The sequence below is a fragment of the Flavobacterium tistrianum genome (assembly GCF_003254545.1).
GTDB classification, from domain to species: domain Bacteria; phylum Bacteroidota; class Bacteroidia; order Flavobacteriales; family Flavobacteriaceae; genus Flavobacterium; species Flavobacterium tistrianum.
On sequence record NZ_QJRH01000060.1, the window covers coordinates 1 to 14976 of the forward strand.

The 14976-nt window shown below is 34.6% G+C and carries 9 protein-coding genes; 3 read left to right on the forward strand and 6 right to left on the reverse strand.

The window, feature by feature from the left end:
* Window positions 1-300: 300 nt before the first annotated feature.
* From DMB71_RS03140 to DMB71_RS03165, 6 genes are all read right to left on the reverse strand, one after another.
* A complete protein-coding gene (locus DMB71_RS03140) occupies window positions 301-2544 on the reverse strand; it encodes a multicopper oxidase family protein (protein WP_239452911.1) in 2244 nt (747 codons plus the stop codon).
* A 4-nt stretch (window positions 2545-2548) separates the two neighbouring features.
* Window positions 2549-5095: a heavy metal translocating P-type ATPase gene (locus DMB71_RS03145; protein WP_111363621.1), complete on the reverse strand. Its 2547-nt coding sequence runs from the start codon at window positions 5093-5095 to the stop codon at window positions 2549-2551.
* 451 nt (window positions 5096-5546) lie between these two features.
* The gene (locus DMB71_RS03150; protein ID WP_111363623.1) at window positions 5547-6107 is read right to left on the reverse strand and encodes an AraC family transcriptional regulator; all 561 of its coding nucleotides are present in this window, start codon (window positions 6105-6107) and stop codon (window positions 5547-5549) included.
* A 2-nt stretch (window positions 6108-6109) separates the two neighbouring features.
* On the reverse strand, window positions 6110-6640 hold the full coding sequence (locus tag DMB71_RS03155) for a DUF3347 domain-containing protein (RefSeq protein WP_111363625.1): 531 nt from the start codon (window positions 6638-6640) through the stop codon (window positions 6110-6112).
* A 97-nt stretch (window positions 6641-6737) separates the two neighbouring features.
* Entirely contained in the window at window positions 6738-7094 is a 357-nt protein-coding gene (locus DMB71_RS03160; RefSeq protein ID WP_239452912.1) for a hypothetical protein, read from the reverse strand.
* 69 nt (window positions 7095-7163) lie between these two features.
* Window positions 7164-7997 carry an AraC family transcriptional regulator gene (locus DMB71_RS03165; RefSeq protein ID WP_111363629.1) on the reverse strand — a complete coding sequence of 278 codons (834 nt, stop codon included), beginning with the start codon at window positions 7995-7997 and terminating at the stop codon, window positions 7164-7166.
* Window positions 7998-8100: 103 nt separating this feature from the next.
* Between DMB71_RS03165 and DMB71_RS03170 the strand changes: the two genes are divergently transcribed.
* From DMB71_RS03170 to DMB71_RS03180, 3 genes are all read left to right on the forward strand, one after another.
* Window positions 8101-9297, forward strand: coding sequence for an MFS transporter (locus DMB71_RS03170; protein ID WP_111363631.1), 1197 nt, complete (start codon window positions 8101-8103; stop codon window positions 9295-9297).
* A gap of 596 nt (window positions 9298-9893) precedes the next feature.
* Window positions 9894-13139 carry a SusC/RagA family TonB-linked outer membrane protein gene (locus tag DMB71_RS03175; protein WP_111363633.1) on the forward strand — a complete coding sequence of 1082 codons (3246 nt, stop codon included), beginning with the start codon at window positions 9894-9896 and terminating at the stop codon, window positions 13137-13139.
* 16 nt (window positions 13140-13155) lie between these two features.
* Window positions 13156-14958: a RagB/SusD family nutrient uptake outer membrane protein gene (locus tag DMB71_RS03180; protein WP_111363635.1), complete on the forward strand. Its 1803-nt coding sequence runs from the start codon at window positions 13156-13158 to the stop codon at window positions 14956-14958.
* Window positions 14959-14976 lie beyond the last annotated feature (18 nt).

Sequence of the window (14976 nt, forward strand, 5' to 3'; positions counted from 1 at the left end):
TTTTGGCATTAGTTTACGGGCTCAAACTGTTTCAGGTGTTGCAAGCAATACAGGATGTCAGAATAGTGGTATTGTAACGGCAAGCAGTACTCTGGTTTAGTGTCCTGAGCCATTACGCCAATTGAAAAGAAAGCAACTGTTACAACTGTGATTACTTTTGTCATTTTGTTTAAATGTTTTTTGTGTTAGAGATTATAATTGGTAAATCAAATATAATCCGAATTCTTATAGCTGATTCTTACAAATTGTTAATGTTTTTGTAAAATCTGTTAATGAGTTGTAAAGCCTCCACCATTGTATTTAATAGTTAAGATTAACTCCAAATCCAATTCCCATATCGCTGTCGTAATGTGTCGTAATTCCGAAGTTTCGGGCAATAATGTATTTCAATCCAGCCATGTATTCTTTATCAGTATTCCACATTAAATTCATTCTGAGTCTTTGCGAAAGCGGAATGTCTTTTCGTTCAAATTGGACTCTCACATTTCCATCGGTATAAACCTCAACTTGTGCTTTTATGAGCATTGGCAAAGTATATTCTGCTCCTAGACTAAAAACCGAACGGTTGTCTTTGGTGTTTTTCTGTCCGAAGAGATTCTGTTCCTGTTCGTCTATTCCCATTTTTCGGTATCGCCAGTCAAAACCAATAAAAGGCATTAACCATTGATTTTTTCCAATATAGCGACCAATATGTGTTTCAGCTTCATAACCGTGTTTGTCATTATAACCCAATCTCCATTCGGTTCCAATGCTCCAACGTGTGTTGCTGAACACCGCTTCACCGTCATTTCCATTCGAAGCAAAATCATTTTCAGCCATAAAATGAAACATTCTATCATCCATTTTTAGCATTTTAAAAGCCATTTCAGGATGATGAATCAACGGATTTGGAGCTGAATTTTCGTAAGTGAAAATTCTTCCCATTCCCGCCATCATGTGATATAAAATATGACAGTGAAAAAACCAGTCGCCATCAGCATTTGCTTGGAATTCGATTGTGTCGGTTTCCATCGGCATAATGTCAATCACATTTTTTAAAGGAGAATAATCCCCATGTTCGTTCAAAATTCTAAAATCATGTCCATGCAAATGCATTGGGTGGCGCATCATAGAACCGTTGTACAGCACAATACGAACGTTTTCGCCTTTTTTAATTAAAATTTTATCGGTTTCAGAAACCACTTTATTATCCAAACTCCAGACATAACGATTCATATTTCCAGAAAGTGTAAAACGCAATTCTTTTACAGGTGCATCTTTCGGAAGATTGGTTTTAAAAGGAGATTTCAGCATTCCGTAATTCAAAGTCACAATTTCAGAAGTTTCAATACTGTCATTTTCCATTTTCATTCCTTCCATATTATGATTTGAATGATCCATCGCAGGTTTTGCATTTTCATCTTCACCTGAAATTTCTGGATACATTACGGCATTCATATCCATTTTATTCAAAGACATATTCATGCCCATATCGTTCATGTCGCCGTTCATTTTCATCATATCATTCATCATTTTCATACCTTCAAAATATTTTAATTTCGAAAGATGATGAACTGGCTGTTTCTCTCCTCTTCCTAAAAACAAAGACGCAGATCCCGTTCTGTCTTCGGCTGTAGCCAAAAAAGCAAAAGATTTGTTGTCTTCAGGAATCGTAATTACAACATCATAAGTTTCAGAAACTGCAATAATCAAACGATCGACTTCGACAGGATCAACATCATTTCCGTCGCTTGCCACAACCGTAATTTTTCCTCCGCCATAAGTCAGCCAAAAATAACTCGAAGCACCTCCATTGGCAATTCGTAAACGGACTTTTGAACCTGGTTTAAGATCTGAAAACTGCTGTTCGTTTTTACCATTAATGAGAAACTTTTCATAATAAACATCGCTGACATCCATTGCGTTCATTCGTTTCCATTCGTTGGTAACTTTGGTAGAAAAATGCCCTTGTTTTACAGCTTCGGAATAACTTTGAGTTGTTCCTTTTTTGATAGCAAACCAATCATTTGCATTGTGCAGCATTCGCTGAATATTCTCTGGTTTAAGATCCGACCATTCGCTTAAAATAACTGGAATCGTCGGCAAATCGTCAATTCCTTTTCTAATAGTCGGATCGTCTTTTTTCTTGTTGATGATGAAAAGTCCGTACAAACCAATTTGTTCCTGAAGTCCAGAATGGCTGTGATACCAATACGTTCCATTTTGAATAATAGGAAATGTATATTTGTGAGTTGTTCCTGGTTCAATTGGCATTTGAGTTAAATACGGAACACCGTCTTCTTTATTGGGAAGAAATAATCCGTGCCAGTGCATTGAAGTACTTTCTTTTTTTAATTCGTTATGAACGTAAATCTCTGCAATATCGCCTTCGGTAAAAGTTAGAGTCGGCATCGGAATTTGTCCATTAACAGCAATCGCACGTTTTTCTTTACCCGAAAAATTGACAATCGTATCACGAACATGCAAGTCGTAACGCACTACTTTTTGAGCCTTTAGTTGAAAAGCGATTGCAAAAAGGATAAGGATATATTTGATTTTAATCATTAGATTATAATTTTAAATTTCTCAATCGCAAAGCATTTACGATTACGGATACAGAACTCAAACTCATTGCCACCGCAGCCAACATTGGCGAAAGCAATATTCCTAAAAACGGATATAAAATTCCAGCTGCAATTGGCACGCCCAAAGTGTTATAGATAAAAGCAAAAAATAAATTCTGCTTGATGTTTGACATCACAGCATGGCTGAGGTTTTTTGCTTTTACAATTCCCTTTAAGTCTCCTTTTACTAAAGTAATTTTAGCGCTTTCAATAGCGACGTCAGTTCCAGTTCCCATTGCGATTCCTATATTGGATTGAGCTAAAGCAGGCGCATCATTGATTCCGTCTCCAGCCATGGCAACAATTTTTCCTTGTGCCTGAAGACGTTGAATCTCTTTTAATTTATCTTCTGGAAGACAATCTGCCTTGAAAGAACTTAAATGTAAATGTTCAGCAACTGCTTTTGCAGTATTATGATTGTCACCAGTCATCATGATTACTTCAACACCTTGAGCGATTAATTCTTTAATGGCTTTTGCGCTGTTTTCTTTAATGGCGTCAGTAATGGCTACGAAGCCTAAAACGCTTTTTTCAATAGCGATGTACGAAATAGTTTTTCCTAAATTCTGTTCAGAAATTACTTTTTGTTCTAAATTGGCAGAAACAGAAGCACCAATTTCATCCATTAATTTTTTGTTTCCTAAAGCGACATTTATGTTTTCTATAGTTCCCAAAACGCCTTTTCCTGCAATAGTTTCAAAACCTTGAACTTCTTTGAATGAACTATTTTTTGCTTTCGCGAAATCTACTACGGCCTGCGCTAAAGGATGTTCGCTATGCTGATTTAAAGAAGCAATGTTTTGAAGAAGAAAATCTTCGTCATTATTTACTGCATAAATTTTTTCTACAGATGGTTTTCCTTCTGTGATGGTTCCAGTTTTATCGGTTATCAAAACATCAATTTTATTCATGTTTTCTAAGGCTTCTGCATTTTTGATCAAGATTCCGTTTTGAGCACCTTTTCCAACCCCAACCATAACCGACATCGGAGTTGCGAGTCCGAGTGCACAAGGACAGGCGATAATTAGAACCGCAATCGCATTGATTAATCCGTAAACATAAGCGGGTTCTGGACCAAATTTTGCCCAGACAAAAAAGGTTACAATTGAAATGATAACAACTGTTGGCACAAAATATTTAGAAACGCGATCAGCTAATTTCTGAATCGGAGCACGAGATCTGCTTGCATCATTTACCATTTGGATAATTTGTGACAACATGGTTTCTGAACCGACTTTTTCGGCAATCATCACAAATGATTTTGTACCGTTTATAGTTCCTGAAATTACAGCATCGCCTGTTTTTTTGTCTACCGGAATTGGTTCTCCAGTAATCATCGATTCGTCTATACTGCTTTCCCCAGTTGTTATTTTTCCATCTACAGGGATTTTTTCTCCTGGTTTTACACGAAGTAAATCGCCTTTTTTGATATTGTGAATAGAGATTACTTTATCTACACCGTTTTCAACCAAAGTCGCTTCTGTTGGAGCTAATTTCAATAATTCTTTTATTGCTCCGTTGGTTTGTCCGTGCGCTTTGGCTTCCAACAATTGTCCTAATAAAACCAAAGTGATAATTACAGTGGCAGCTTCAAAATACAAATGAATCGTTCCGTGATGCGATTTGAATTCGTCTGGAAAAATACTTGGAAAAAACATTCCCACGATACTAAAAAGAAAAGCAACGCTGGTTCCGATTCCAATTAGCGTAAACATGTTTAAATTCCAAGTTACAATTGATTTGTATGCGCGAACGAAAAACATCAAGCCAGCATAAAACAAAACAGGAATAGAAAATAATAACTGAACCCAGTTCCATTTTTCAATAGACATGATATTGTAAAGCGGATTATTCGGAATCATTTCTGACATTGAGATGATGAAAATTGGAAGCGTAAACAGAATCGCTATTTTCATTTTCTTTAATAAATCAGAATAAGTTTTGTTTCCTTCACTTTCTGAAGCTTGCATCGGAACCAAATCCATTCCGCAAATTGGACAATCGCCTGGTTCGTTTGAAACAATTTCTGGATGCATTGGACAAGTAAATTGTGTTGCGGTTACGGCAACTTGCGGAACTAAATCCATTCCGCAGACTGGACAATCTCCAGGTTTGTTGTATGTTTTATCGCCTTCACAATGCATTGGGCAGTAATAAACGCCATTCGCACTGTGATGATGTACTTTTTTAGTTTCTGCTTTATGATGATCGTGATTGTGACCGTTATGTTCTTTTTTATGACTAGAACAGCAAGATTTAACGGCAGTTTCTCCATGATTTTTAGGAGAATCCATTTCAATAGTATAATTTCCCGCAACCGATAAAACTTCCTGAAATTTTTCTGTCGGGACGTGCTTATCCATTGTTATAGTGGCTGTTGGCGGATTCAAACTAACTTCTGCATGAACGCCTTCAACTTCATTTAAAGTTTTTTCTACTTTAGTTCGGCATCCATTGCAAGACATTCCTGAAATTATATATTGATGAGTCATTGTATTGGTTTTTAATGTTACAATGCAAATTTCTGAACTATCTGTGAGTTCGGTTTGTAGAATTTTGGGAATGATTTGTAAGATTTACTAAATGTTGTTTTTTAAACGCAAAGGACGCAAAGAATTTACGCAGAGTTCGCTAAGTTTTTATTTAGTTGAGATTTTTAAAAGTTCGCAAAGCTTTGTGTGAATAATTCTGCGAGCTGTATTTAAACATAGCCCAAGGTTTCAACCTTGGGTACACAAAGATTGGAACACGATGCGTTTCCCAAGGTTGAAACCTTGGGCTATGTTCTGAATAAATTGCGAAATCGTTATGTGAAAAGTTAGCCACAGACTTAAAAGATTAACACAGATTTTAAAATCCTTTTAATCCTTATAATCTGTGGCTAAAAAACTTTGCTCCCGATAGCTATCGGGATTGCGTAAACCTTTGCGGTTAAATAAAAAACTACAAATTCTCGATCTGAATACGCATTTTATCTTTTGATTGTTTGAATGAAGTAGGAGTAAAGCCTGTAATTTTCTTGAATTGATTGCTTAAATGCGCCACATTGCTGTAGTTAAGAATATCGGCGATTTCGCTAAGAGAAAGCTCATTATAAATCAATAATTCTTTTACTTTTTCAATTTTCTGGCTGATGAAATACTTTTCAATAGTGGTATTTTCAATTTCAGAAAATAAATTGCTTAGCGAATTATAATCTTGATTTAGGTTTTCAGCTAAATAATCAGACAGGTTGATTTTTAAATCATTGTTTTTATGATGTACCAAATCGACAATTAGGTTTTTTATTCTTTCGACTGTTTTCGTTTTTTTATCATCGATTAAATCAAAGCCTAAAGCTTGAAGATTTTCTAATAGAACTTCTTTTTGCTCGTCGCTGATTTCTTCGTTCAGCTCGACTTCTCCCAATTCTACAGAAGTGGTTTGAAGTCCGAGTTTTTCGAACTCAGACTTCACTACCATTTTGCATCGGCTGCACACCATATTTTTGATGTAAAGCTTCATATTTATTTGATCGTTTCTACCACATTTCCGCAAGTCAGCATAGAAGAACCATAATACGGATTTTTAACCGCTTTTTCTTTGCTTAACCAATCAGCGTCTGCCATTGGGCAATATTGTTTGTAGATTGGTTCACTTGGATTTGAAACCTTAATTAAATCGTAAGTGCTTTTAGATAAAGATTTAAAAGTCTCACGCTGTTTTTTAAGATCTGTTGTTGCTGAAATACTTTTGGCATCGGCAGTTAATTTTTTAACTACTTTCATCCAAACGGTATGTTCGTTGCTTTTCAGTTTGTCCATTTTAACAGCGGAAATGGCTGTCAACAAAGTTGCAGCTTTCGCCGAAGTTAGTTTGCTGTCACTTTTAATAAGTGCATCTTTTACAGAAAAATAAGCATCGTAAACAGATTGAAGCTGACTAGCATCAACAATTTCTGTTGTTCCTGACTCTAATTTTGCTGTTTTTGCCTGAATAATATTTGCGTTAAATAATACTGTAAATGCTGTTGCTAAAGCTATAATTGATTTTTTCATTGTATATAATATTTAAGTAAAGGATTTATTTCCTTTAAAATTAATTAAAAATTTCGTTTTAAAAAAGACCCAATATGGGCTGTCATAAATACAAATATTATATTTTCGGCTTCAGCCAAATAGAAGCAAATCCAGAAGAAATAGTAGAATTACTATAAGATGAAATAGTGTTTTTTAAAGAAAAATTGAAAACATCGTTTTGGAAATCAAAATCATTAGAAGTTAAAAGAATGTTTAATACTGAGGTATTACAGCCAGTATGACGGCATTTTCCTTCGCAATTGTGTTTTTCTTGTTTTGAAGTTTTCTTTTCACAGCATTTTTTAGAACAGCTGTTTTCTTTTTTCGAGGCAATTTCTTTTGAGTGTCCAGTATGACATGCGTAAGTATAACTCGGATTCAAAAAGAAACTAAGTGTTATAAAAAGCATTATTATGTGGATTTTCTTGCTCAAGAATTTGTTTTTAGTAGCACAAATTTAGTTAAAAATGTTTGAGGAAATAACTTTTTAAGATTTCGCTAACTAGAGTTTTTTGAAATCTGTCGGTTTCATGTTTTTACGTTTCTTGAAATAATTGGTCAAATGACTTTCATCGGTAAAACCAAATTCGTACGCAATCTGTTTAATCGGCAATTGATTGTTGTGAAATCTTTTTTCGATTAAAGTCAATCTTAAATTATGAATGTATTCGCGATAACTAATGCTGAAAGTTCTTTTAAAATAAGCGCTAAAATAGGTCTGAGCGATATTAAAATGTTCTGCAATAACTTTTATCTGAACCAATTTAGGCTGATAAATATTCTGATGTATATAATTTGCAATTTGTTCATTGTCCAGATGTTTGGATGTCATTTGTAAATTCATGCATCTAATCGTTTCTTTAATCAATCCAAAAATGGAAAGTATCTGATAGAATACAATTGGCGAATTGGTAACATCTATATATTCGCCATACTTTGTGATGTTTTCAACTGTATTCTTTAGAATGGTTTTGCAAGGTTCATCAAACTTTAAAACAGTTTCTTTTAAAATTTTATCACGCATGAAACTTTCTGGAGTGTGAATTAGAAATTCATCACAAGTTAGATTTTGCTTCGAATTAAAATAATTATCGGTGAATTTTATAAAAATAAAACGAGTACTCTTTTTAATATCAAAGTAATGTTCGTCATCAGGTGAAATCACAAAAAGATCTCCTGCTTTATAATGAAGCAAATTATTATTTATATGATGAATACCACTTCCTTTTTTGATATAAATGATTTCGTAATACGTATGTGTATGCGGAGGAAGATGAAATTTCTCTTCCTCAAATTCGTCAAGAACAAGCGTTTTAAACTGATTTAATTTAGGCATAACATAAATGTACAATTTTATATCGTAAATTTACAACTTTTTTTAAGGTTAACGGTGTTAATTTTGCCTCGTAGAAATCTATTCCTTTCTACATTAAATCAAAATGAAAAAAAGTCTTATTGCACTCTCTTTAGGAGGGTTAACTATTGGAATTACAGAATTTGTAATGATGGGATTACTCCCAGATATTGCTTCAGATATGAAAGTTTCAATTCCGGTTGCTGGATATTTAATTTCAGCTTATGCGCTTGGAGTTGTTATTGGAGCACCTTTATTAGTAATCGCAGGAAGAAATTATGCGCCTAAAAAAATGCTTTTAATTTTAGCTTTAATGCTGGCAGTTTTTAATGCATTATCAATTATTGCTCCCGATTATAATATTTTATTTGCTTCCCGATTTCTTTCTGGTTTGCCGCATGGAGCATTCTTTGGAGTGGGAGCGGTAGTCGCAAGCCGTTTGGCAGATAAAGGAAAAGAAGCACAGGCAATCTCAATTATGTTTGCCGGCTTAACTATCGCTAACTTAATAGGTGTACCTATTGGAACTTATATAGGACATCATTTTATTTGGCGTTATACTTTTGTTTTAATTGCTCTTGTGGGATTATTGACGTTGCTGGCAATTTATTTTTGGATGCCGAATTTAGAAAAAGGAGAAAGTGTCAATATGAAAACACAGCTTCAGTTTTTTAAGAAAACAGAAGCTTGGCTAATCATCGGAATTACAGCAATTGGTTTTGGAGGTCTCTTTGCTTGGATCAGTTACATTGCACCTCTTTTAATTAATGTATCAAAGTTTTCGCCAGAAGATGTTTCATCTATCTTGATTTTAGCAGGACTAGGAATGGTAGTTGGTAACTTCGTGGGAGGTAAATTGGCAGATCGTTTTTCGCCAGCTCCAACGACTCTAGCTTTATTGCTTGTTATGTCTACCGATTTGGTTTTGGTTTACTTTTTCTCATTTAATCAATATGTGTCCTTATTTCTAACTTTCTTAACGGGGGCTATTTCATTCTCGGTAATTGCGCCAATTCAGATGCTGATGATTCGTACGGCAAAAGGAGCGGAGATGATTGCTTCGGCTTCTCTTCAAGGAAGCTTTAATATTGGTAATGCTTTAGGCGCTTTTCTTGGCGGATTGCCTTTGGCGGCGGGATTCAGCTATTCTTCTCCTAATCTTATTGGCGTAGTAATGTCGGTTATCGGAATGATTATTACATTCATATTGGAGATTACATCAAAAACAGGTTCAAGTTCAGCCAGTATAAGTCTAAAAACAATCAAATTTTTAAGCCCTTAACTTTTGTTTAAGGGCTTTTTTTATGCTTGTAAATACGCAAGCTTATAGTCAGAATCACTTTTTCTTTTCCTCCGTTGACTTTATTTATAGGTAAAATCATTATAAAATTTAAGCTGTAAATAGTTTTTTTTTAATTTTTTTTGGCTTGGCTTTAACTTTTTAAGTGTAAAAACAACACCTGATAATTTCGTAATTAATATTCATGTAATCGATTGTTTTTTTTGCAATAATCGAATCAAATGAACGATTAGTAATAATATTTTTAATATTTTAAAGTGATATAAATTATATATGTCACATAAAAAAGCAATAATAATTTTCATATATAGTTTATTTTGGGATTTTTTTGGGAAATTTTATTTTTCGTTTAAAAAAAATATCTATGTTTGTGTAATCGATTACAACTTTTTTTGCGTTGTTCGAAATCGATTAAGTTATGTGAAGGAAAATGAAGCTTGAATAAAGTTTTAATGAAGAGATAAATAAATTACTGTTAAATAAAAACCACAAATATTAACTATAAAATGAATTGAAAGTAACCACAAAAAACCACTTAAACCAACTAGAAAAAACATTAATAACTTAAACAATCAACCATGAACTTTAAAGAACTATTAAACAAAGGAGCAAATTTTTGCTTTAAACTTGTTTTCTTACTGTGCTTATTGATCGGTAGTCAAGTACACGCGCAGGGCACAACGATAGAGGGAACCGTGAAGGATGCCGCGGGACTTTCTCTTCCTGGGGTAAACGTCTTAGAAAAAGGAACTAAGAACGGAACTTCTACCGATTTTGATGGGCATTACAAAATAAAACTAACCAATCCGAAAGCAGTATTAAGTTTTTCATTTATAGGGTTTCAGAGCATTAATGTTCCAACGGAAGGAAAGACCAAAGTAAATGCAACATTAATTGAAGATGCTAATAACTTAAATGAAGTTGTTGTAATTGGATACGGAACGGCTAAAAAGTCTGATTTGACTGGAGCGGTATCTACTATTTCGGGTACAGACTTGAAAAAAGTGCCAGTAGCTAATGTTGCTGAAGCTTTAACAGGTAGAATTGCTGGTGTGCAGGTAACTACCGCAGAGGGTTCTCCTGATGCAGACATTAAAATTAGAGTTCGTGGAGGTGGTTCACTTACTCAAGATGCTTCGCCTTTAATTATTGTGGATGGATTTCCAATCAATAATATGAATGACATTTCTTCATCTGATATTGAAACAATGACTGTTTTAAAAGATGCCGCTTCAACTGCAATCTACGGATCACGTGGTGCAAATGGGGTAATTCTTATTACTACAAAAAGCGGAAAAGATGGAAAAATGGCAGTAAACTTCAACATGTTTTACGGTATGAAAACGATGGCGAAGAAAATTGATGTTTTATCACCGGAGGATTATACTAAATGGCAATATGAGTATGCTTTACTTTCGCAAGGGACTCCAAAAGTAGCTTCAGATCCAAGTTCATATACTAAGTATTTTGGAAATTGGCAAGATCATGATATGTACGCAGGTGTGAAAGGGGATGATTGGCAAGAGCAGATTTTTGGACGTACAGGTGAGGTTCAAAGCCGTGATTTAGGAATTAGAGGAGGAACTGATAAGCTTAATTATAATTTTAATTATGCTCATTTTGATGAAAAAGCGATTATGGTAGGTTCAAACTATAAAAGAAACAACTTAGCATTAGCTTTAAAAAGTAAATTAAATGATAAGATTGACGTTGGTTTTACTATGCGTTATTCAGATACAGAGATTGATGGTGGTGGTGTAAACGAGCAAAATGAGAAATCTTCATCAGACTCACGTATGCGTACTATTGTGGGTTATGCGCCACTTCCAGTTGCAGGTTTAACTACAGAAGATGTAAATGGGGATGGAACAGATATGTTAATAAATCCTTTTACGTCTATTTCTGACAACGATCGTCAGCAGTTTCGTAAAAACTTTAATATGTTAGGAAGTTTTGGATGGGAAATTGTTGATAATTTAAAATTGAAAGTAGATTTAGGTTTAGACAATTTCAATAACCAAGATTATCGTTTTTACGGACTAACTACTTATTATGTGGCAAACTCACCACTGGCTACAATGCAGAACATGCCAGCAATGATTATGTCAGATGCTAAGGAGAAACGTTTTAGAAATGCTAATACGCTTACTTACGATTTTAAAAAATTAATGGGCGATGATCATCATTTGAATGTTCTTGTTGGGGAAGAAAACATTACATATAGCTCAAATACTGTAACAAGCACTATCCACGGATATCCAACATTTTTTAATTTTGATCAAGCAAAAAAATTAACTACGCAAGGAACTCCTCAATCTGTTGATAATTATTACAGCCCAGATGATAAATTATTATCATTTTTTGGACGTGCAAATTATGACTACAAAAACCGTTACTTACTTTCAGCGACATTTCGCGCCGATGGATCTAGTAAATTTTTGGCAGAAAATCGTTGGGGTTACTTTCCGGCTTTTGCAGCAGGATGGAAAATGTCAGAAGAAAATTGGCTAAAAAATAAAACTTGGTTAAGCCTTTTAAAGCTAAGAGCAAGTTATGGTGAAGCAGGAAATAATAATATACCTGTTGGTCAGCAAATTCAAATTTTTCAATCTACAGCAACATCATGGATCAATGGGGTTACTAGCGTTTGGGCGCCTTCAAAAACGATGCCTAATCCTGATTTGAAATGGGAAACAACTGTAACTCAAAACTTAGGTTTAGATTTCGCATTTTTCAAAAATCGCTTAAGTGGTAATTTCGATATATATAAAAATATTACTAGCGACTTATTAATTAATTTCCCAGTTGCAGGATCTGGATATGATTTCCAATATCGTAATATGGGAGAAACACAAAATAAAGGTTTTGAAGCTACAATTAATGTTGTTGCGATTGAAAAAGCTAAATACGGATTGAATTTTTCTTTCAATATGTCGGTAAATAAAAACCGTATCAATTCATTAGGAATGATGAGTGATTTTGGACAAGGCACAGGATGGGCTTCTTCACAAATTGGAGATGATTACCTTATAGCAGTTGGCGGTTCATTAGGTAGTATGTATGGCTATAAAAATGATGGAAGATATGAAGTTTCTGACTTTGATTATGTTGGAGGAAAATATGTTTTAAAAAGCGGAGTAGTGAATACTTCTACTTCTTTAGTGGGTGATGGAAATGGCCTTAGACCTGGAGATATGAAATTAAAAGATATCAACGGAGATGGTAAAGTAGATATTAACGATAAAACAGTTATTGGAAATGTTAATCCTAAAAGCTCTGGAGGTTTTGTTATCAACGGAAATGCTTATGGATTTGATTTAATGGCAGCTTTCAATTGGAGTATTGGTAACGATATATATAATGCAGATAAAATTGAGTTTTCGACAGCTACAGCTTCAGGAGAATACAAAAACTTAAATTCTACAATGGCTGATGGAAAAAGATGGACAAATTTAGATCCTGCTACAGGACAATTAGTAACAGATAATCCTCAAGCTTTAGCAGCTCTTAATGCTAATACAACGATGTGGTCTCCATATATGAGATCTGCTATCTTTACTGATTGGGCAGTTGAAGACGCATCATTTTTAAGATTGAATACTTTAACATTAGGCTATACAATGCCTGAAATGTTTACATCTAAACTTGGAGTTTCTAAATTGAGATTTTACTTGACAGGAAGCAATGTTTTTGTTTGGACTAATTATTCTGGTTCTGATCCAGAGGTTTCAACAAAAAGAAAAACTCCACTTACTCCTGGGGTTGATTCGAGTCCTTATCCAAGAAGCAGACAAATGATTTTTGGAATGAATCTTAATTTCTAATTTAAACGACTACAAAATGAAACATAAAATAATTATAGCAGGATTGATTATTTCGGGTCTATTTAGTTCTTGTCAGCAATTTGAAGATGACTATTTAGAAGCGCCTGCACAATCAACATTAGATGCTTCTGTAATTTTCTCTACTGCGGGACTTGCAAAAGGAGCTATTGACGGAATTAAAGTTCCATTTGCAGAAACAAACTCTTATAGAGGAAGATTTTTACCTTATTACGGATTAAATACAGATGTAGAATGGTATAATACTTCGCAAACAGCTGGAGACAAATCAGATTTGTGTGTGTATGATGCAAAGCCTAGCAATACAGAAATGAATACTACCAATAATGCTTATGCCATGATGTATTCAGGAATTGAGCGTGCAAATGTTTGTATTCAGGGCTTACGCCAATATGGAAATCCTACACCAGGAACAGAATTAGGTCAGTTATTAGGAGAGGCTTTAACACTACGAGCGATTTACTATGCTGATTTGCTTAAATCTTGGGGAGATGTTCCTGCTCGTTTTGAACCGATTACTAGTGCTACTTTATATTTGCCTAAATCAAATAGAGATATTATTTATAAACAATTAATTGCAGACTTAGGAGAAGCTTCAACATTGGTGGCTTGGCCTAACGAGACTTCTTATACAAGTACAGTAGAACACGTAAATAAGGCTTTTGTAAAAGCATTTAGAGCGCGTTTGGCTTTGGCAGCAAGTGGTTACCAGCAATATCCTGACGGAGTGAGAAGAAGCAATGATCCAGAACTTTCAGTAGCGTCTATGTATGCATTGGCATTAAGAGAATCTCGTGAGGTAATCCAAAGTGGTTCTGCTCGTTTAGAATCTACTTTTGAGGGATTATGGAGAAAATACAACGAAGAAAATACTGCTGCAGGAGGAGAATCTCTTTGGGAACTTCCTTTTTCTGATGGGCGTGGTAGAATGTTATTTACTTTTGCTGTAAAGCACACGGCGGCAGCTGATCAATTTCAGGCTAATGGAGCTAACCGTGGTGGTGTTGCAGGTCCATTACCATTTGTTTTCTATGACTACGATCAAACTGATGCTCGTAGAAATGTTACTTGTGTGCCTTATAAATATGGTGCAGCGGTTAATGGTATTGCAAAACAAGAGTTGGGTTCTTTAGATACATGGTATTTTGGTAAATACCGTTACGAATGGATGAAACGTTATGTAACTTCTACAAATGATGATGGAGTTAATAAAATGTACATGCGTTATGCTGAGGTGCTTTTAATTGCTGCTGAAACGGCAAACGAATTGGAAGGGCCAAGTGCAGCAATGCCTTATTTGAAAGAAGTACGAAGAAGATCATTTTCTTCAGCAGATCAGGCTGCTAAAGTTGAAAATTATGTAAATGCTTTAACTAGTAAAGAAGCAATGTTTAATGCGCTTGTTGATGAAAATAAATATGAGTTTACAGGTGAAATGGAACGTAAACAAGCACTTATTCGTTGGAATTTGCTTAAAGTAAACTTAGATAAAGCAAAACAAAAAATGGCAGAATTATCTGCTCGTACAGGACAATATGCAGATGTGCCAGCTACTTTGTATTATAAATACCAGTCGGATAATGTAAGTTTAGATGTGTATGGACTTAATCGTGGAGAAACTACAAATCCAGGAGTTTTGTATACTTCGACTCCTTGGACATGGACAGGAACAGCTGCTGATGCTAAAATAGCTTCTTTATATAAAGTAGGAGTTAATCCTGATAACAGACAATTTTGGCCAATATGGCAAGTGTTTCTGGATGCAAGTAATGGTCAGTTAAAAAATGATTACGGTTATTAAAAATTTTTCAAAAAACTA

What these genes read in the sequence shown, in the direction of transcription:
- DMB71_RS03140 (WP_239452911.1), bottom strand. Translation starts at nt 2,544, where the DNA reads ATGATTAAAATCAAATATATCCTTATCCTTTTTGCAATCGCTTTTCAA.
- DMB71_RS03145 (WP_111363621.1), bottom strand. Translation starts at nt 5,095, where the DNA reads ATGACTCATCAATATATAATTTCAGGAATGTCTTGCAATGGATGCCGA.
- DMB71_RS03150 (WP_111363623.1), bottom strand. Translation starts at nt 6,107, where the DNA reads ATGAAGCTTTACATCAAAAATATGGTGTGCAGCCGATGCAAAATGGTA.
- DMB71_RS03155 (WP_111363625.1), bottom strand. Translation starts at nt 6,640, where the DNA reads ATGAAAAAATCAATTATAGCTTTAGCAACAGCATTTACAGTATTATTT.
- DMB71_RS03165 (WP_111363629.1), bottom strand. Translation starts at nt 7,997, where the DNA reads ATGCCTAAATTAAATCAGTTTAAAACGCTTGTTCTTGACGAATTTGAG.
- DMB71_RS03170 (WP_111363631.1), top strand. Translation starts at nt 8,101, where the DNA reads ATGAAAAAAAGTCTTATTGCACTCTCTTTAGGAGGGTTAACTATTGGA.
- DMB71_RS03175 (WP_111363633.1), top strand. Translation starts at nt 9,894, where the DNA reads ATGAACTTTAAAGAACTATTAAACAAAGGAGCAAATTTTTGCTTTAAA.
- DMB71_RS03180 (WP_111363635.1), top strand. Translation starts at nt 13,156, where the DNA reads ATGAAACATAAAATAATTATAGCAGGATTGATTATTTCGGGTCTATTT.